The 18,724-nt window shown below is 41.1% G+C and carries 15 protein-coding genes and 1 riboswitch; of the genes, 13 read left to right on the top strand and 2 right to left on the bottom strand.

All coding sequences use genetic code 11. The features are described 5' to 3' along the window. Positions 1-58 precede the first annotated feature (58 nt). From ftsA to lpxC, 3 genes are all read left to right on the top strand, one after another. Positions 59-1,321, top strand: coding sequence for a cell division protein FtsA (gene ftsA, locus O1449_RS14880; protein WP_269229348.1), 1,263 nt, complete (start codon positions 59-61; stop codon positions 1,319-1,321). A gap of 166 nt (positions 1,322-1,487) precedes the next feature. Further along, positions 1,488-2,672: a cell division protein FtsZ gene (gene ftsZ / locus O1449_RS14875; RefSeq protein ID WP_269229349.1), complete on the top strand. Its 1,185-nt coding sequence runs from the start codon at positions 1,488-1,490 to the stop codon at positions 2,670-2,672. 111 nt (positions 2,673-2,783) lie between these two features. Further along, positions 2,784-3,686, top strand: coding sequence for a UDP-3-O-acyl-N-acetylglucosamine deacetylase (gene lpxC / locus O1449_RS14870; RefSeq protein ID WP_046739818.1), 903 nt, complete (start codon positions 2,784-2,786; stop codon positions 3,684-3,686). Between the two features lie 98 nt (positions 3,687-3,784). Here lpxC and O1449_RS14865 read toward each other — a convergent pair whose 3' ends face one another. Then, the gene (locus tag O1449_RS14865) at positions 3,785-4,225 is read right to left on the bottom strand and encodes a hypothetical protein (RefSeq protein ID WP_004659883.1); all 441 of its coding nucleotides are present in this window, start codon (positions 4,223-4,225) and stop codon (positions 3,785-3,787) included. Positions 4,226-4,331: 106 nt separating this feature from the next. Here O1449_RS14865 and O1449_RS14860 point away from each other — a divergent pair, with 106 nt between their 5' ends. The 10 genes from O1449_RS14860 to recJ all read left to right on the top strand — a co-directional run bounded on the left by O1449_RS14860 (position 4,332) and on the right by recJ (position 17,752). Next, positions 4,332-5,036, top strand: a complete 705-nt coding sequence (locus O1449_RS14860) for a M23 family metallopeptidase (protein ID WP_005219268.1) — start codon at positions 4,332-4,334, stop codon at positions 5,034-5,036. A gap of 205 nt (positions 5,037-5,241) precedes the next feature. Further along, positions 5,242-7,965 carry a pyruvate dehydrogenase (acetyl-transferring), homodimeric type gene (gene aceE / locus O1449_RS14855; protein WP_269238701.1) on the top strand — a complete coding sequence of 908 codons (2,724 nt, stop codon included), beginning with the start codon at positions 5,242-5,244 and terminating at the stop codon, positions 7,963-7,965. Positions 7,966-7,967: 2 nt separating this feature from the next. Next, complete coding sequence (locus O1449_RS14850) at positions 7,968-9,920, top strand: 2-oxo acid dehydrogenase subunit E2 (protein ID WP_269238700.1); 1,953 nt, start codon at positions 7,968-7,970, stop codon at positions 9,918-9,920. A gap of 135 nt (positions 9,921-10,055) precedes the next feature. After that, positions 10,056-10,343: a hypothetical protein gene (locus tag O1449_RS14845; protein ID WP_269229352.1), complete on the top strand. Its 288-nt coding sequence runs from the start codon at positions 10,056-10,058 to the stop codon at positions 10,341-10,343. Positions 10,344-10,377: 34 nt separating this feature from the next. Then, a riboswitch (yybP-ykoY riboswitch) is annotated at positions 10,378-10,519 on the top strand. Between the two features lie 83 nt (positions 10,520-10,602). Then, a complete protein-coding gene (locus tag O1449_RS14840; protein ID WP_269238699.1) occupies positions 10,603-11,178 on the top strand; it encodes a TMEM165/GDT1 family protein in 576 nt (191 codons plus the stop codon). A gap of 158 nt (positions 11,179-11,336) precedes the next feature. Beyond that, a complete protein-coding gene (locus O1449_RS14835) occupies positions 11,337-12,134 on the top strand; it encodes an MBL fold metallo-hydrolase (protein ID WP_269238698.1) in 798 nt (265 codons plus the stop codon). Positions 12,135-12,454: 320 nt separating this feature from the next. After that, positions 12,455-13,921, top strand: a complete 1,467-nt coding sequence (guaB, locus tag O1449_RS14830; RefSeq protein WP_004659900.1) for an IMP dehydrogenase — start codon at positions 12,455-12,457, stop codon at positions 13,919-13,921. A 126-nt stretch (positions 13,922-14,047) separates the two neighbouring features. Further along, entirely contained in the window at positions 14,048-15,385 is a 1,338-nt protein-coding gene (gene glmM / locus O1449_RS14825) for a phosphoglucosamine mutase (protein WP_269229355.1), read from the top strand. Between the two features lie 12 nt (positions 15,386-15,397). After that, positions 15,398-16,051 (top strand): pyridoxamine 5'-phosphate oxidase, encoded by a 654-nt coding sequence (pdxH, locus tag O1449_RS14820; RefSeq protein ID WP_269238697.1) that lies wholly within the window; start codon positions 15,398-15,400, stop codon positions 16,049-16,051. Then, positions 16,052-17,752 carry a single-stranded-DNA-specific exonuclease RecJ gene (recJ, locus tag O1449_RS14815; protein ID WP_269238696.1) on the top strand — a complete coding sequence of 567 codons (1,701 nt, stop codon included), beginning with the start codon at positions 16,052-16,054 and terminating at the stop codon, positions 17,750-17,752. It abuts the gene before it with no gap. A gap of 44 nt (positions 17,753-17,796) precedes the next feature. On the opposite strand, the gene O1449_RS14810 is transcribed toward recJ, so the two are convergent. Continuing rightward, positions 17,797-18,564: a putative porin gene (locus O1449_RS14810; RefSeq protein ID WP_269238695.1), complete on the bottom strand. Its 768-nt coding sequence runs from the start codon at positions 18,562-18,564 to the stop codon at positions 17,797-17,799. Between the last annotated feature and the right edge of the window lie 160 nt (positions 18,565-18,724).

Below are 18,724 nucleotides of genomic sequence, written 5' to 3'. Positions count from 1 at the left end.
CTTGAAAATAACAGGCAGTTTGCCCGTACTAAACAACAAAAGATATGGTAATGAAGTAATGAGTGAAGCTGTTTCCTCAGTTGTTGCGATTGATATTGGGACGCATAAAGTCTCAGTTTTGATTGGTAAGGTCCATGCACCGGATAAGATCCAAGTGATTGGCATGGCAACTGCTCGCAACCGAGGCATGGTTAAAGGCAAAATTGTGAGCTTGGATAAGGTGATTGCTGCGATTAAAAATGCAGTCTCTGAAGCCGAAGATATGGCTGAGTGTCGTATCCATAGCGCATGGGTGTCAATTCCAAGTACTGAATTGCAAAGTTTTTATGCATCAGGCCGTACACCAGTAGCTAATCATGATCATATTATTACGACAAATGAAGTGGTTAGAGCATTAGAGTTAGCCAAGGCGAGCCATGTATCGCCAGATTATTATCTTGCGAGTGCTGTTCCATTAGGCTTCGAGTTGGGTGATTCGGCTGAATGGGTGCAGAACCCAGTCAATATGTCGGCTCATAGCATGACCGGGCATTATCAATTGATGATGATGCCGATTAGTACCATGCAAAACCTTGATCGTGCCATGAAAGGTGCGAATATCGGGGTAGAGAAAATGGTGGTATCTAGTTTAGCTACGGCTGAAGCTAGTTTGCTCAAAGATGAAAAAGAATATGGCGTATGCTTAGTTGATATTGGTGCAGGGATTACTAATATCGCAGTATATTTAGATGGTCGTTTAGCTTTAGTACGTACCTTGCAACGTGGTGGTGAAAATGTGACCCGCGATATTGCAGCGGTTTTACAAACGACCACTGAAGAAGCTGAACGTATTAAAATTTTACATGGTTGTGTTGATCTCAGTGTAGTGAAACCTGACCATATGATCCAAGTGCAAGCGATTGATGGACAACAGACCATTAGTCGTATTGAGCTTGCAGAAATTATTATTGCGCGCTATGAAGAAATCTTTACATTAATTCGTGAAGAATTGGAGCATAGTGGGGCAATACATGGTTTATATCATGGGGTTGTACTCACAGGTGATGCTTGTCAAATTGAAGGTATGGTGAATTTGGCACGTCGTATGCTTGGTGTATCTGCACATTTGGGTAATCCACCTTTACAGGTTTATGCTGAAGACCAGCATCTTGCGGCCTTACGTCGTTCAATGTATGCGACAGCTTCAGGATTATTGATGTTTAGCCAAAGTGATTTGCAGGATGCAGTAGAAGAGCCGGAAGAAGCCAATGATCGTAGTTTCATGGATCGTGTTACGAATGGTTGGAATGCATTAAATAGCAAATTAAAAGCCATATTTTAAGTTGTACTTATTTTGGGGAAAATTGTTAGGAAGTTGTAATAGTGAGTCGTTGTACTTGACAAGCTATGTATTATTGAACAGCATCCTAAACATCGGTTGTTTTAAAAATCAGGGCAGTAACGGGCTGAAGTGACTGCCACTTAATATATTAGGAAATTTAAAGGTCATGGCCTCATTTGAATTTATAGAAGATGAACTAGACGATGGCAACGGTCAAGCCCGTTTCACAGTATTTGGTGTTGGTGGTGGTGGTGGTAATGCTGTCCAACATATGGTGCAATCCGATATTCAAGGTGTAAAGTTTGTTTGTGCCAATACTGACAAACAGGCACTTGATAGCATGAATGCCCCTTTTAAAATCCAATTAGGTGAGCAAAGTACGCGTGGATTAGGTGCAGGTGCAAACCCTGAAGTTGGACAAATCGCAGCTGAAGAAAGCCGCGAAGTGATTCGCCAACACCTTGAAGGTACGGATATGGTATTCGTAACCGCGGGGATGGGTGGTGGTACTGGAACAGGTGCTGCGCCAGTTGTGGCTGAAGTTGCTAAAGAAATGGGCATCTTGACCGTAGGTGTAGTAACGACCCCGTTTAATTTCGAAGGTCGTCGCCGTCAAAAATCAGCTGAAAAAGGGATAGATGCATTAGAGGCTCATGTTGACTCACTGATTATCATTCCAAACCAACGCTTACTCAGCGTTTATGGCGATATTTCAATGAAAGATGCCTATAAAAAGGCAGATGACGTATTATTAAATGCCGTTCGTAGTATCTTTGACTTGGTTGTAAATCGTGGTCATATTAACCTAGACTTTGCAGACTTGAAAACAGCCATGAGTACTCGTGGTTATGCTATGATGGGTGCGGGTTTGGGTCGTGGTGAAGACCGTGCGCGCCAAGCTGCTGAACAAGCGATTCGTAGCCCGTTATTGGATAATGTGAATATTATCAATGCGAAAGGTGTATTGATCAATATCACGGGTGGTGATGATATTACCTTGCGTGAAACTGAAATCATTACGGATGTCGTGAATCAAATTGTTGATTTGGATGAAGGTGAAATCTTCTACGGTACGGTATTTGATCCTGATGCACGTGATGAACTTCGTGTCACTGTGATTGCGACTGGTTTGACCCGTAATGCATCTGAAGTTGAACATAAGAAACGTACAGTGACTGCACATCATGCACCTGTTCAAGCAGTTGCTCAGCAGCCAGTTGATGAAGATGATGTTCCAGCGATCAGTAAACGTGCAAATGTAGACGTACCTGCTACAGCAGCGCCAAGTTCTACACCACGTTCATCGCCAATGAGTATTCAAGACTATCTGAAAAATCAGCAGCGTAAATAATAAAATCATATGTTTAGAGAGAGGGGGCAAGTAATTGCTCCCTTTTTTATTTTTTTAAAATGGCAAAATATGCTAACTTATATCGGTTTTTGCAAATGAAGTTGTCATGGTATGGTGAAACAACGTACTCTCAAGCGTGTGGTGAAAGCGAGCGGTATTGGTCTGCATAGTGGTCAAAAGGTGCTGATTAATTTTGTTCCTCACCATATTGATGGAGGTATTATCTTTCGCCGTATTGACCTCAATCCTCCTGTAGAAATTCCTGCGAATGCTTTACTCATTCAAGAAGCATTTATGTGTTCCAATCTTGTCCGAGAAGATATAAAAGTCGGTACGATTGAGCATGTGATGAGTGCTATAGCGGGATTAGGCATTGATAATTTAATCATCGAGGTCTCCGCTTCCGAAGTACCTATTATGGATGGCAGTGCAGGTCCATTTATTTATTTACTCATGCAAGGTGAGTTAGCAGAGCAAGATGCACCAAAGAAATTTATTAGAATTCTAAAACCTGTTGAAGCACTCATTGAAGATAAGCGTGCTATTTTCACCCCGCATTCAGGTTTTCAACTCAACTTTACGATTGATTTTGATCATCCCGCATTTGCTAAAGAATACCAATCCGTGTCGATTGATTTTTCAACGGAAACTTTTGTATACGAAGTCAGTGAAGCGCGAACTTTCGGCTTTATGAAAGATCTTGATTATTTAAAGGCGAATAATCTGGCTTTAGGGGCGAGCTTAGAGAACGCGATTGGTGTTGATGATACAGGTGTGGTTAATGAAGAGGGATTACGCTTTGCTGATGAGTTCGTGCGTCATAAGATTTTAGATGCTGTTGGTGATTTATATTTATTAGGTCATCAGGTAATTGCTAAGTTTGATGGCTATAAATCAGGGCATGCACTCAATAATCAGCTGTTACGCAATGTTCAAAATGATCCGAGTAGTTATGAAATTGTAACATTTAATAACGATAATGATTGTCCGATTTCTTATGTGAGTGTGACATAAGTCATTGTCTTTTATTGACTATGTTATATTATAACAATAAAAGTTGAGATTTAGTTCACATAAAATAAGTGTATATTTCAATACCTAAGATAAGTGGTTTACTTTTTATTGCTTGCCAAACGTAGTAAAGCTTGGCTAAGCTTAGGGTCGCTCACATATTCAGCGGCGCTGCGTAACTGCTCTTGGGTTTCTGAAGAAAGTGTTTTAGATGGGGGAGAAGGTTCACGAGGAACATTCATTTTGTTTCTTAGACGAACTTGGATTTTTCGTAAGTCTTTGAGTCCTTCTAATTGAGCTAACTGCGCAACATAGTTGCTTTGTAAATAGCTGAGTTGACTAATCATCGCTTGATTTTCACCAGTTATGATCAGAACTCCATGTTGATAACAAACAACCTGCCATTGCTCTGGTTGGGGCAGTATAGGTTGAATAATTTTCGTAAGTTGTTTCCATTGAGTCACTTGCGTAGTCAGAAACGTTAAGTTTCCAGTTTTTATGTGTTGTCCTTTCTGTTGAAAAACGTTGCTAGGTTCAGACATGTTAACTTCCTTCGAGGTTATCTGCTCATCTTAAGCGTTCATTTTAACTGTTATCAAGGAAGAGATGATAAAGGAACTATTTAAGGACGGTTTCAAGAGGTTTTTTATGCATACGCGTCGTATTTTACTTGCATTCTCACTCGCTGCTTCAGCCGCTTCGGTTGCTTTTGCAGATTATCAAAATATTGGTCAAGCAACAGATGGTGACCGCCTAGAGCAATTATCTAAAACCTTAGCACAAGGTTCTTATAGCCATCCTGATGATATTGATTTGCCTGCCGTATCGAATGTATCAGTTAAATTGCGCGAAAAAACCATTGAATTGAATAATGCTACGATCGAAAGAAAATATGGTCGTTCAGCGATTTCATCGACTGCCGAAGATAATGCACCATCTTTTTCAGCAAATACAGGTTATTCGTGGTTAGTTAATCATCCACTTCAAGAAGGACGGGTAAGTTCAACATGGGGCAATCGCACCTTATTAGGAACGACACGTCATCATTCGGGTGTTGATTTAGCAGCACCATCAGGTACACCTATTTATTCAACGGGTTCTGGTGTTGTAACCAAATCAGGTTGGGGGTCAGGTTATGGTCAATATGTTGAAATCGATCATGGCAACGGTTATATCACTCGTTATGCACATGCTTCACGCTTAATGGTGAATGCGGGTGATCGCGTTAGTGCAGGCGAACATATTGCCAATGTAGGCTGTACTGGACGTTGTACAGGACCACATTTGCATTTTGAAGTTGTCAAAGATGGTCAACGTAAAAATCCAACAACTTATCTTGCCATGTTGCCTTAAGCTAATTTGTTAACAGTTGTATATTAATTTTTAAAAGAAAGCGCCTTAATTGGCGTTTTTTTATATTTTTTGTTTCATTTAAGTCAATGACTATTTAGCAAGAAAATATTAAGGGATTTTGTATTCATTTGGGGCGATACCTCCATAGCGCCAAAACATGATAAATATATAAGGTCAAAATAACTTAAGGGAAAAGGTGAATTGTATGGCGTTTTATGGCGACTCAGACGCGCAGGAAACCCAAGAATGGCAAGAAGCATTTGATTCAGTATTACAACATATGGGCACGGAACGCGCCGCATTCTTATTAGAAAAACTTTATCAACAGGCTATTGCAAAACATGTTCCGATCCAACGCTTAAATACACCTTATCTCAATACGATTTCTGTTGAAGAACAACCCGCGATGCCAGGCGACCAAGATATGGAACGCCGTATCCGCGCATTGATCCGCTGGAATGCTTTGGCAATGGTATTACGTGCGAATAAAACGGGCGATGACCTCGGTGGTCACCTTGCAAGTTTCGCATCGTCTGCAACCTTATATGATGTTGGTTTTAACCATTTCTTCCGCGCAAACAGCAATAACTTTGGCGGCGACATGATTTATTACCAAGGTCACTGTGCCCCTGGTATCTATGCACGTTCATTCTTGGAAGGACGTTTAACTGAAGATCAATTGAATAATTTCCGCCGTGAAGTCGGTGGTAATGGTCTTCCGAGTTATCCACATCCCTATTTAATGCCGGACTATTGGCAGTTCCCAACCGTGTCCATGGGTTTGGGTCCAATTATGTCGATTTACCAAGCACACATTCAAAAGTACTTGATGAATCGTGGTTTGATTAAAGAAGAAAATCGTAAAGTCTGGGCATATCTGGGCGATGGTGAGATGGATGAGCCAGAAAGTACGGGTGCAATTTCACTTGCTGGTCGTGAAAAGCTAGATAACCTGATTTGGGTGGTGAACTGTAACTTACAGCGTCTGGATGGCCCAGTACGTGGTAATGGTAAGATCATCCAAGAGCTTGAATCATTGTTCCGTGGTGCAGGTTGGCGTGTGATTAAGGTGGTTTGGGGTCGTCATTGGGACCCATTGCTTGCACAAGACGCTTCTGGCGCTTTAAAAGCGGTCATGGAAGAAACAGTTGATGGTGAGTACCAACGCTATCAAGTGAAAGGTGGTGCATATACCCGTGAGAAATTCTTTGGCAAGTACCCTGAAGCTGCGGAACTGGTCAAAGATTTGAGCGATGAAGACATCGATAATCTTAACCGTGGTGGTCATGACCCGTACAAAGTTTTTGCTGCTTATGCAGAAGCAATGAAAGCCAAAGGTCAACCCACCGTTATTCTTGCGAAAACGGTTAAAGGTTACGGTTTGTCTGAAGAAATTGAAGCGGTGAACAAAACCCACCAAATCAAGAAAATGCAGATCGACTCTTTGAAATATGTACGTGACCGTTTTAATTTGCCATTTACCGATGACAAGTTAGAAGAGCTTCCATTCTATCGCCCAAGTGAAAACTCTCCAGAAATGAAGTATATGAAGGCGCGTCGTGAAGCATTAGGTGGTTACCTACCTGCACGTCGTCGTGAGAGTGAAACTTTAGCGATTCCTGAATTATCAGTATTTGATGCTGTATTAAATGGCTCTGGCGGTAAAGAGCAATCGACCACGATGCTGATGGTTCGTTTAATTGCTGCATTACTGAAAGAAAAAGCAATTAAAGACCGCGTCGTGCCAATCGTTCCAGACGAAGCACGTACTTTCGGTTTAGAAGGGATGTTCCGTCAGCTGGGTATTTATGCAGCTCACGGTCAAAAATATACTCCAGAAGACCAAGAACAGTTAATGCATTATCGTGAAGCAAGTGATGGTCACATGCTGCAAGAAGGAATTAACGAAGCGGGTGCGATGAGTGCGTGGGCTGCGTTGGCAACCAGTTATTCAACCAATAACTTGCCGATGATTCCAATGTACATGTACTACTCAATGTTTGGTTTCCAACGTATTGGTGATATTGCATGGGCTGCGGGTGATGCGCAGGCACAAGGTTTCTTACTTGGTGCGACTGCTGGCCGTACTACATTGAATGGTGAAGGTTTACAGCATCAAGATGGTCATTCACATATCTTGGCGAATACCATTCCAAACTGTGTATCTTATGATCCATGTTTTGGTTATGAATTGGCTGTGATCGTACACGACGGTTTACAACGCATGTATGTGAACCAAGAGCGAGTGTTCTATTATTTAACCGTAATGAACGAAAACTACGAGCATCCTGCAATGCCAGAAGGCGCTGAGGAAGGCATTAAACGTGGTATGTACTTGTTCGAAAAAGATGAAAAAGCAACTGTTCAATTAATGGGTTCAGGTGTCATTCTTCGTGAGGTGATCAAAGCTGCGAAAATCTTACGTGATGAATATCAAATCCACTCAAATGTTTGGAGTGTAACGAGCTTCAATGAGTTGTCACGTGATGGGATGGCATGTGAAGAATATAACCGCCTACACCCGCTTGCGCTTGCTGAAGAAGTGAAAGAATCTTGGGTATCTAAACAGTTACGTGGTACTGAAGGTATTGTCGTTTCTGCCACAGATCATATGCGTGCGTATAGCGAGCAAATTCGTGCATATCTTCCGGATGGTCGTCCATTTGTTGCATTAGGTACAGATGGTTACGGCCGTTCAGATACACGCGCGAACTTACGTAGTTTCTTTGGTGTTGATGCTGCGCATATCGTGGTTGCGACATTGAAAAAATTAGCGGATGAAGGTGAAGTTGAAAATCGTTTAGTCAAAGATGCAATTTCTAATTTTGAGTTAGATACGGATCGTCCAGTGGCATGGGCTCCACAAGCGCATCCGGAAGTTCAGGCAGTTGCTGAATACAATGAAACACAAACAGGTGAGGGGAAATAATTATGCAAATCCAAGCACCTGATATTGGCGTAGATAAAGCACTGGTTGCAGAAATTTTGGTGAAAGTCGGCGACCATGTTGCTGTTGACGATAGCATTTTGGTTTTAGAGTCCGATAAAGCAACCGTTGAAGTTCCAAGTACTGCAGCAGGTATTGTGAAAAGTATTTTAGTTCAACAAGGTGATGAAGTGTCCGAAGGGGTTGCTTTGGTTGAACTTGAGCAAGAATCTAAAGCAACTGAAAGCAATGTTGCTGAAGCGCCAACGCTTGAGACGCCAAAAGCAGAAGCAAAACCTGTCGAAGCTGAAACAAAAGAACAGCCCGCTGCTGCTCCAACAGCGACAGCAAGCCAGACTGTGGATGTAAAAGTTCCAGATATTGGTGTTGAAAAAGCATTGGTTGCTGAAGTCCTTGTGAAAGTTGGGGATGAAATTGATGCAGAACAAAGTATTGTTGTGGTTGAATCGGACAAAGCGACTGTAGAAGTACCAAGCTCGGTTGCGGGTGTGGTTGAAGCCATTCAAATCAAAGAAGGTGATAGTGTTAAAGAAGGGGTGGTATTGATTCAGGTCAAGACTGCAAGTTCGGCTGCTGCACCAGAACCACAAGCAGCTCCAGCTCAACCAGAAGCGCCAGTCGCAACTACAGAAGTATCAGTCGCAAGCAATATATCAACAGGTAATGTTGAAATTGAAGTACCTGATCTAGGTGTAGAAAAAGCATTGGTTTCAGAAATTCTGGTCAATGTTGGTGATCGCGTTGAAGCTCAACAAAGCTTATGCGTGGTTGAGTCAGATAAGGCTTCGGTTGAAGTGCCAAGTTCAGTAGCAGGGATTGTGAAAGCGATCCATGTCTCTGCCAATCAAGAAGTGCGTCAAGGCGTGGCTTTGGCTACGATTGAGGTCAGTGGTCAGGCCGGTGCACCAGCATCTGCACCAAAAGCTCAACCAGCTGCTACTCAACCTGCACCAGCAAAACCACAGGCAGTAGCACCAAGTGAACCTGCACAAGCTGAGAAGTTGACTAAACAGCAAGAAGCTGACAATGCGAAAGTCTATGCGGGTCCAGCCGTGCGTAAACTGGCACGTGAGTTAGGTGTGGTTCTTGGACAGGTGAAAGCATCAGGTGAACATGGTCGTGTGATGAAAGACGATGTCTTTGCCTATGTGAAAACACGTCTGACCGCACCACAACCCACCGCTGTACCACAAGCGGCAGCAGTGGCTTCAGGCTTACCGAAGTTACCAGACTTTAGTGCATTTGGTGGCGGTGAAGTGAAAACAATGACGCGTTTACAGCAAGTGTCTGTACCGCAATTGTCATTGAACAATTTCATTCCGCAAGTGACGCAGTTTGACTTGGCGGATATTACCGAGCTTGAAGCATGGCGCGGTGAACTGAAAGATGGCTTTAAAAAGCAAGGTTTGAGCTTAACCATCTTGGCCTTTATTGCTAAGGCGGTTGCGCACTTGTTAAAAGAAGAGCCGTATTTTGCTGGGCATTTGGCGGATGATCAAAAATCGGTATTGTTACGTAACGAAATCCATATGGGAATCGCGGTGGCAACACCAGATGGTTTAACCGTTCCTGTATTGCGTAATCCTGATCAAAAGTCGATTAAGCAAATTGCAGCTGAATTGGCTGAGCTCAGCCAAAAAGCCCGTGATCGTAAATTGTCACCGAAAGATCTACAAGGTGCCAATTTTACCATTACCAGCTTAGGTAGTATTGGTGGAACAGCCTTTACACCATTGGTGAATTGGCCGCAAGTCGCGATTTTGGGTATTTCACCAGCAACCATGCAACCTGTATGGAATGGTAAAGACTTTGATCCGCGCTTAATGTTGCCATTGTCATTGTCTTATGATCACCGTGTGATTAATGGTGCTGATGCTGCACGTTTTACCAATAAGTTGACCAAGCTTTTAAAAGATATTCGTAGCTTATTGCTTTAGTGCTTTTAAACGATGGAAACCTCGCATATGCGAGGTTTTCTATTTATAGCATTAAAAAATCGACTTTATTTACGCAAGCTTTTGTCTAAAATTAATATAGTTGAAAGAAGTATTTATTTGGAATAAGGAGCAAGGATGTTAATCATTTATCGAGTTGTATTACCGATATTACTTATTATTTTTGTATTAATGGGCTTGTGGGTCAATTTTCTACATTTTGCATCAGATTGGGTGATGTACATCGTCATGGGTTTGGAAGTGTTAGCTGCAACAATTGTGGTTAGCATGGAATATCAAGCCCAAAATGTTGGTGGTGCAAGTGGTTGGGGGATTTTTGGTTTTTTTGGTTTGAGTGTGAATTTAGCTTTGTTATTGGGGGTTGCTCGTTTACTGATTTGGGGTTACCAAAAATTTTGGGCATAGTGATTTAAAAAAATTAAAGAGTTTGATAAACTAATAACACTTCATTGGGGAGTAGCCGCTCTTTACGCAAAGTAAAGAGGTGATGGTCAACATAATTGTTCAACAGAACATGGTCATCATAGCAAAGAACCAAAAACAGCTGTTTAGCTGCGCTTTTGTTGGCAAGACCTTTGATTTACCACTCTGCATCAATCTATTTGATTTTGGCTAGCAGGAGGGGTAGATCATCGGTATATTTTGCTAGCCAGAGCATTCAAATATGTATGAATTCCTCATCTCCACATCAATTGTTGCCCTTGCTGAAATGGGCGATAAAACGCAATTGTTGGCATTATTACTCGCCGCACGTTTCCGTAAACCTGTTCCGATTTTAATTGCAATTTTACTGGCTACTACGATTAATCATGGTATCTCTGCAGTATTAGGTCAATGGATTACAACCGTCCTGAGTCCTGAAATTCTATTATGGATTTTGGCACTTGGTTTTATCGGTATGGCTGTTTGGATGCTCATTCCTGATGAATTAGGGGATGAAACTGAAAGCATTAATAAATGGCAAAAATTCGGCGTATTTGGTGCAACTTTTATTCTATTTTTCTTGGCTGAAATTGGTGATAAAACCCAAATTGCTACAGTTGCTTTAGCTGCACGTTTTGACAGTATTTTTTGGGTCATGTGTGGTACAACGCTTGGCATGATGTTAGCGAATGCACCAGCAGTATTTATCGGCGATAAGTTAGCTGATAAGTTACCAATTTCACTTATTCATAAAATTGGTGCTGCCATTTTCTTAGTCGTTGGTATTTCAACCTTGGTACAGCATTATTTCTTCTAATTAAATTTAAATCGCAAAAAAGATCCATCATTTATGCATGGATCTTTTTTTATAAATTATGATAAAAGTACAATATTTGATTGAAACAATAATAAAATCCCATTATTTTATTAAGGAATTAAAATATTTCATATTTAAAGAATTTTTATGGGGTTGATATGAGTTTTGAGCGGACTACATCGCAAATACTATTTGATAATGGTACGCATAAATGCATTAGTTTTACCAGTTTAGTCAAAGGTGAAGGCATTCAAGCCAATCAATTTTTAATTATTGATCACGATCGTGCAGCGGTTCTAGATCCAGGTGGTGATCTGACGTATGTTCCTTTAACAATGGAGCTGAATCGATATACCAAATTGAAAAATTTGGATTATGTGATGGCATCCCATCAAGATCCCGATATTATTACTTCGATGCCGCGTTGGTTAGTTTATACCGATGCGAAAGTAGTGGCGTCTAAATTATGGGCACGCTTTTTACCGCATTTAAACTCAGCATTTATGAGTGATCGAATGAAAGGGAATTGGGAAGACCGCTTAATTGAGCTTGCCGATACGGGACAAGTGATTCCTTTAGGTGAATCAGCAATCGTAGCGATTCCTGCTCACTTTTTGCATTCGGTGGGTAATTTCCAGTTCTACGATCCAACGGCCAAGATTCTATTTTCAGGCGATATGGGCGCATCTATAGTGGATGATGCAAGTCAGCCTATTACCGATTTTGATGCGCATATTAAAAAGATGAAAGGCTTTCATCAACGTTATATGTGTTCCAATAAAGTCATTCGTTTGTGGGTCAATATGGTTCGTCAAATGGATATTGATATGATCGTGCCGCAACACGGGACTGCATTTATCGGTAAAGAGATGATCAAGCAATTTTTGGATTGGATTGAGCAACTAGAGTGCGGCGTAGATTTAATGAATGAATATGTTTTTAGTTGCCCTGCTTAAATTGAAATTATAGGCAATCAACTTGGGTAAACCCTGATGAGTGAATCAGTGAAGGGACTTCACTTTGGAAAAGTGATGATATTGAGCGATATCAGCACAGCAAACCGAGTATATAAATCATCTGATAGCTTGTCATGGGATCTAATCAAAAGCAGTCATTATTTTGGTCGAGTTCGTTAGAGTAATTTTACCGACGTACATAGAACCTATGTTGTGTAAAACATACTCTAGCGACTTATAAAATTATTTTCATCATAGAAAATGAAAATCACATCGAAATTTGTTTATAATAGCTCACGGAAATTACCAGTGAGATTGTTATGCTGACCATCGTTCAAGAAGCGTTAACCTTCGATGATGTCTTATTACTTCCTGCCTACTCAACTGTTCTCCCAAAAGATGTCTCCTTAAAGACACGTTTAACTCGCGGAATTCAACTTAATATCCCTCTCGTTTCTGCTGCAATGGATACCGTGACTGAGTCTCGTATGGCGATTGCAATGGCGCAAAATGGTGGTATTGGTATTTTGCATAAAAACATGGATATCGCTGCACAAGCCGCGGAAGTACGCCGTGTAAAAAAATTCGAAGCTGGGATGGTGAAAGACCCAATCACAGTAACGCCTGAAACGACAGTACGTGAACTTATTGCAATTACCCAAGCTAATAATATTAGCGGTGTACCTGTTGTAAAAGATGGCAAAGTTGTGGGTATTGTCACAGGTCGTGATACTCGTTTTGAAACCAATCTTGAACAACCAGTAAGCAACATTATGACGGGTCAAGACCGTTTAGTGACTGTTCGTGAAGGTGAGTCGAAAGAAAATATTCAAGCATTGCTACAAAAGCATCGTATTGAAAAAGTTCTAGTTGTTGGTGAACACAATGAACTCAAAGGTTTAATTACAGTCACTGACTTCCGTAAAGCGGAAAGTTATCCAAGCAGCTGTAAAGATGACCTTGGTCGTTTACGTGTTGGTGCCGCAGTTGGTACAGGTGTAGAAACACCAAGCCGCGTGGAAGCATTGGTCGATGCGGGTGTAGATGTGATTGTCGTAGATACGGCACACGGTCACTCAGCGGGTGTGATTGAACGTGTACGTTGGGTAAAAACAAATTATCCTCAAGTTCAAGTGATTGGTGGAAACATTGCAACAGGTGATGCAGCTTTAGCATTATTAGATGCAGGTGCAGATGCAGTTAAAGTGGGTATTGGTCCTGGTTCGATCTGTACGACACGTATTGTGGCAGGTATCGGTATGCCACAAATTTCGGCAATTGATAGCGTTGCCAATGCACTAAAAGATCAAATTCCATTGATCGCAGATGGTGGTATTCGTTTCTCTGGCGATATGGCGAAAGCGATTGGCGCAGGTGCGAGCACGATCATGGTCGGTTCACTCCTTGCTGGTACTGAAGAAGCGCCAGGTGAAGTTGAATTTTTCCAAGGTCGTTACTATAAAGCGTATCGTGGTATGGGTTCATTGGGCGCGATGGCAGGGGCAACAGGTTCTGCTGACCGTTATTTCCAAGACTCTAAAGCAGGTGCTGAAAAGTTGGTTCCAGAAGGTATCGAAGGTCGTGTTCCATACAAAGGTCCAATGGGCAATATCATCCATCAAATGATGGGTGGTTTGCGTTCTTCTATGGGCTATACAGGTTCATCTGTGATTGAAGATCTTCGTCAAAATGCGAAATTTGTGAAAATTACTTCAGCAGGCATGTCTGAATCACATGTTCATGATGTCACGATCACTAAAGAAGCACCAAACTATCGTGTAGGTTGATCTTTAGTAATTTTGGCAATAAAAAAACCGTCAGTCCACTGACGGTTTTTTTGTTTTGGTGTAAAGTAAAACAGATGAAAAATGGTATGACGATACGTCATATAAAGATAAGAAAGCGAGTAAAGAATGAGCTATTTTGGAACTGATGGAATTCGTGGCAAATTTGGACAAATGCCGATTACCCCTGAATTTGCATTAAAATTAGGGTTTGCAGCAGGAAAAGTATTAAAAAGAAATAGTCCCAAAAACAAACCAATTGTGGTTATGGGTAAAGATACGCGTTTATCAGGTTATATTCTAGAAGCAGCTCTTCAAGCAGGTTTAAATGCAGCAGGTGTGTATGTACATTTGTTGGGACCATTACCAACGCCTGCTATAGCGCATTTAACACGTGCTTTACATGCACATGCAGGTATTGTGATTTCAGCATCACATAACCCTTACTTTGATAATGGGATTAAATTTTTCTCAGGTGAAGGTAAAAAACTCCCAGATGCCTTACAAAATGAGATCAATCAAGAATTAGAAAAAGATTTAGTGATTGATGATACGGCTAACCTAGGTAAAAGTGTTCGTGTCAAAGATGCCAATGGCCGATACATCGAATTCTGTAAATCAACATTTCCATACCACTTCGATCTTAGTAATCTCAAAATTGTAGTGGATTGTGCTAACGGCGCAGCATATAGCGTTGGTCCTTCAGTTTTTAGAGAGCTAGGTGCAAAAGTAATCCCGCTTTTTAATGAACCAGATGGTTTAAATATCAATGAAAATTGTGGATCAACCCATCCTGAATTTCTACAAAAGGCTGTGGTTGATCACCAAGCCGATTTAGGTATTGCGTTTGATGGTGATGCAGATCGTGTCGTTATGGTGGATAAAAATGGTCAATTGGTTGATGGTGACCATATCCTGTATATCCTTGCTACTCAGGTTAAAAATAAACCAGCGGGTATTGTTGGAACAGTCATGAGTAATATGGCGCTTGAGTTGGCATTAGCAAAAGCGAACGTTGGTTTTGTTCGTGCTAAAGTTGGCGATCGCTATGTATTACAATCACTTGAAGAAAATAATTGGTCAATTGGTGGTGAGCCTTCAGGTCATATTTTGACTTTGGATAAGAGTACAACAGGTGATGCGATTATTGCGGCATTACAAGTGTTAACGGTGATGGTTGAGCAAGCCAAAGCATTACATGAATTAGTTGCAGACTTTGAATTATTTCCACAGGTGTTAATCAATGTTCGTTTACAGCATATGATTGATCCATATGCTGTTCCTGCTCTTGTTGCTGAATTTGAAAAAGCTGAACAAGAATTGACTGGGCGTGGACGTATTTTGATTCGTAAATCAGGTACTGAACCTGTGATTCGAGTTATGGTAGAAGGAGATCAACAGCAGGAAGTGGATGCCATCGCAAATCATTTAGCCGATGCAGTCAGAGCTCACGCTCAAGCTGCTTAAAGGAGAGTAATAATGAATGATGTCATTAAAGACCTGAGTGAACTTCGTTTAAGTTATGAACAAGGTGAGTTACACGAATCCCAGATGAGTGTAAATCCCCATGAGCAATTCTTGAATTGGTTCAATCATGCACTCACTGCTCAATTACATGAACCGTATGCGATGTCTTTGGCGACAGCAAATACTCAAGGTCGCCCACACGTCCGAACCGTTTTGTTACGTGGTGCGACAGAAGCTGGTTATGATTTTTACACCAATTATGATAGTCAAAAAGGATTAGACCTTGCGGAAAATCCTTATGCTGAACTTTTATTTTACTGGCCGAGTTTAGAGCGTCAGGTACGTATTGGTGGTCAGGTTTCCAAGATTCCAGAACAGGAATCGACGGATTATTACCATAAACGTCCACGTGATAGTCAGATTGCAGCACATATTAGTACGCCACAAAGTGGTGTCATTGAAAGCCGTGAGTTATTACAACAACGTTTTCAAAACTTACAAAACCAAGTACATGAAGCTGAGTTGGATAAACCCGAATTTTGGGGGGGGTATCGCTTAGATGCTGATTATTATGAATTCTGGCAAGGACGACCAAATCGTTTACATGATCGTTTAAGTTATGAAAAACAAAATGGACTTTGGATTATTCAACGCTTGATGCCATAAATGACCATGATTCAAATTCAACAAAGACCATTAATTACACGCCCTGAACAATTTCAGGGCGTGCCTACGTTTATTGCTGAGATATTGGCGAGACGTGGAGTACAATCGGAACAAGAGCTTGAGCTAAAACTCAAGCATTTATTGCCACCTGATCTCAAAGGATTAGATCAAGCCGTTGAATTAATTGATCAAGCGATTGATCAAAAAAAACAGATCGTGATTGTTGGTGACTATGATGCGGATGGTGCGACCAGTACTGCACTCATGATCTTAGTTCTTAAAGAAATGGGGGCGAACGTTGAATATTTAGTGCCTGATCGCTTTAAGTATGGTTATGGCTTAACCCCTAAAATTGCTGAGCTCGCAAAGCAAAGCTATCAACCTGATCTTTTGATTACCGTGGACAATGGTATATCGAGTCATGCAGGGGTGGAGACTGCTCAAGCTTTGGGTATGCAGGTCATCATTACCGATCATCATTTGACGACGAAACCTACGCCAAATGCTGAAGCAGTGGTTAATCCGAATCAACTGGGTTGCATTTTTCCAAGTAAAGCACTGGCAGGTGTTGGCGTTGCCTTTTATGTACTAGCAAAATTAGCCAGTTACCGCTCTCAGCAGGGAAAAAGTACCAGTAAAGTCACTCAGTATTTAGATTTGGTTGCGTTGGGAACTTATGCTGATGTTGCATCGCTTGATTATAATAACCGTATTTTAGTGGATGCTGGCTTAAAACGAATTCAGCAATATCAATGTCGTGCAGGAATTTTAGCATTATTAGATATTGCAAAACGAGACGCCGCAAGTTTACGCGCTCAAGATTTAGGTTTCGTGATCGGCCCTCGAATTAATGCGGCTGGTCGTATGGAGAGCATGCGAATTGGCATTGAGTGTTTATTGGCTCCAGATTTAGCAACAGCCTATCCAATTGCACAGCAGCTCAATCAACTGAATCTAGAACGTCGTCAAGTTGAAGCTGAGATGAAACAGCAAGCGATCAGTGCATTACAGCATGTACAGCTACAAGCAGATTCTTTACCTGCCGCATTGGTGATGTTTGATGAACAGTGGCATCAAGGGGTAATTGGGATTGTAGCTGGGCGTCTAAAGGAACAGTTTCACCGACCAAGTTTAGTATTTGCTCCTGATGAAGATGGGATACATATTAAAGGCTCTGCACGTTCGATTGAAGGTATTCATATTCGCGATACTATTGAGCAAGTCGCAGAACAATACCCACATTTAGTCAGCCATTTTGGTGGTCATGCCGCAGCAGCAGGTTTGACCTTAAAAAAAGACAATTTTGATGAATTTAAAACAGTTTTTATTCAATCAATTGCTGAAATGGATGAAAATTTATTCCAAGCGACTCTATGGACAGATGGTGAGTTAACTGATGCTACTTTACATCTTGAAACGCTAGACTGGATTGATCGGCTAGGTCCTTGGGGACAAAAATTTCCAATTCCTCAATTTGAGGGGAGATTTAAAGTGATGGATTATCGCTGGCTTAAAGATCAGCATCTCAAGTTAAAACTTTCACTTGGTACACAGTCGATTGATGCAATTGCTTTTAATGCAATTGATCGTTTTAAGTTTGACCCTGCACTTGACTATGTTGATTTAGTTTATACCTTAGAGCGTAATGTTTTTAATGGAAACACCAGTTTGCAACTGCATATTGTGCATTTAAAGCAATAAAAAATCCGCTCAGAAGAGCGGATCTTTTTTATTTCTGGTGGAAATTAGAAACGATAAGCGGCGCGAACACCGTAGTTTTTATCGTTATCGCCGAAACCAATACGGCCTTCAACACTCACTTGCTGATTTAAGAATTTCTTGGCATTAATACCCCATTCATCTTTATCAGTCAGGTCGTTGTTGTAGTAATCAGCACCTACGCTTAAAGTTTTATCAAGGTAGTAGTCACCTTTCACACGGTATTCATCTAAATCACCAAATGCGCCATACGCTTCTAAGTTGACATCTTTCCCACCAACTTGAGTGACATATTTAGCACGGACAGTTGGATCAGCACCGTCTTTACCATTTTTCTCGTCGTAACCTTTCACACCTAAAGCAAGTAATAAACCTGGAGCTGGCAAATAACCAACTTCAGCAGCATATGTAGTTAATTTTTGGTCATAATTGATTTTGTCAATTTCACGTTCCTGTTTTCCTACATCACCGCTGAGGTAGAAATCAGAGTTTGGAACGTAGTATTCGATGCCTACACCATATTGTGTATCTTTAGTACCACTGTTATCACCATAGTTCACATGTGCGTCAACATTACTTGCACGATTTAAGAAAGCTGCTTCTGCAAGTGGCGCATTACGGGTCTGAACTGGATTGAAATAATAAGTTCCATCGACACCAAATTTGTTTACGCTGTTGCCGTGATCTGGATCAAGATAATTATAAGAACCACCAACTTCAGCTTGATAAGCATGAGCAGTTCCGGTTACTGCAAGTGCAGATAAAAGTGCTGATGCAATTGCTAATTTTTTCATGGTTATGCCCCTTTTGAGATAATGAACCAAATGAATGTTGATTACATGTTTTGTTACAACTCTCAGTCTAGTTAAAATATTGTGGTCGTCAATCACAGGAAAGTAATCGGACTGTACGAATGTAATCAACTTGTAAAATATAAATTATATCTATTTGATA

Source organism: Acinetobacter sp. TR3, from assembly GCF_027105055.1.
Lineage (GTDB): Bacteria > Pseudomonadota > Gammaproteobacteria > Pseudomonadales > Moraxellaceae > Acinetobacter.
The sequence above is the reverse complement of the archived record's forward strand: the minus strand, read 5'-3'. Positions and strand labels throughout refer to the sequence as shown.

Bases quoted from the DNA above. Each gene is read 5' to 3' on its own strand.
- O1449_RS14850 (WP_269238700.1), top strand. From the start codon at position 7,968: ATGCAAATCCAAGCACCTGATATTGGCGTAGATAAAGCACTGGTTGCA.
- ftsA (WP_269229348.1), top strand. From the start codon at position 59: ATGAGTGAAGCTGTTTCCTCAGTTGTTGCGATTGATATTGGGACGCAT.
- ftsZ (WP_269229349.1), top strand. From the start codon at position 1,488: ATGGCCTCATTTGAATTTATAGAAGATGAACTAGACGATGGCAACGGT.
- glmM (WP_269229355.1), top strand. From the start codon at position 14,048: ATGAGCTATTTTGGAACTGATGGAATTCGTGGCAAATTTGGACAAATG.
- aceE (WP_269238701.1), top strand. From the start codon at position 5,242: ATGGCGTTTTATGGCGACTCAGACGCGCAGGAAACCCAAGAATGGCAA.
- O1449_RS14865 (WP_004659883.1), bottom strand. From the start codon at position 4,225: ATGTCTGAACCTAGCAACGTTTTTCAACAGAAAGGACAACACATAAAA.
- recJ (WP_269238696.1), top strand. From the start codon at position 16,052: ATGACCATGATTCAAATTCAACAAAGACCATTAATTACACGCCCTGAA.
- O1449_RS14840 (WP_269238699.1), top strand. From the start codon at position 10,603: ATGTATGAATTCCTCATCTCCACATCAATTGTTGCCCTTGCTGAAATG.
- O1449_RS14810 (WP_269238695.1), bottom strand. From the start codon at position 18,564: ATGAAAAAATTAGCAATTGCATCAGCACTTTTATCTGCACTTGCAGTA.
- O1449_RS14860 (WP_005219268.1), top strand. From the start codon at position 4,332: ATGCATACGCGTCGTATTTTACTTGCATTCTCACTCGCTGCTTCAGCC.
- pdxH (WP_269238697.1), top strand. From the start codon at position 15,398: ATGAATGATGTCATTAAAGACCTGAGTGAACTTCGTTTAAGTTATGAA.
- O1449_RS14845 (WP_269229352.1), top strand. From the start codon at position 10,056: ATGTTAATCATTTATCGAGTTGTATTACCGATATTACTTATTATTTTT.
- guaB (WP_004659900.1), top strand. From the start codon at position 12,455: ATGCTGACCATCGTTCAAGAAGCGTTAACCTTCGATGATGTCTTATTA.
- O1449_RS14835 (WP_269238698.1), top strand. From the start codon at position 11,337: ATGAGTTTTGAGCGGACTACATCGCAAATACTATTTGATAATGGTACG.
- lpxC (WP_046739818.1), top strand. From the start codon at position 2,784: ATGGTGAAACAACGTACTCTCAAGCGTGTGGTGAAAGCGAGCGGTATT.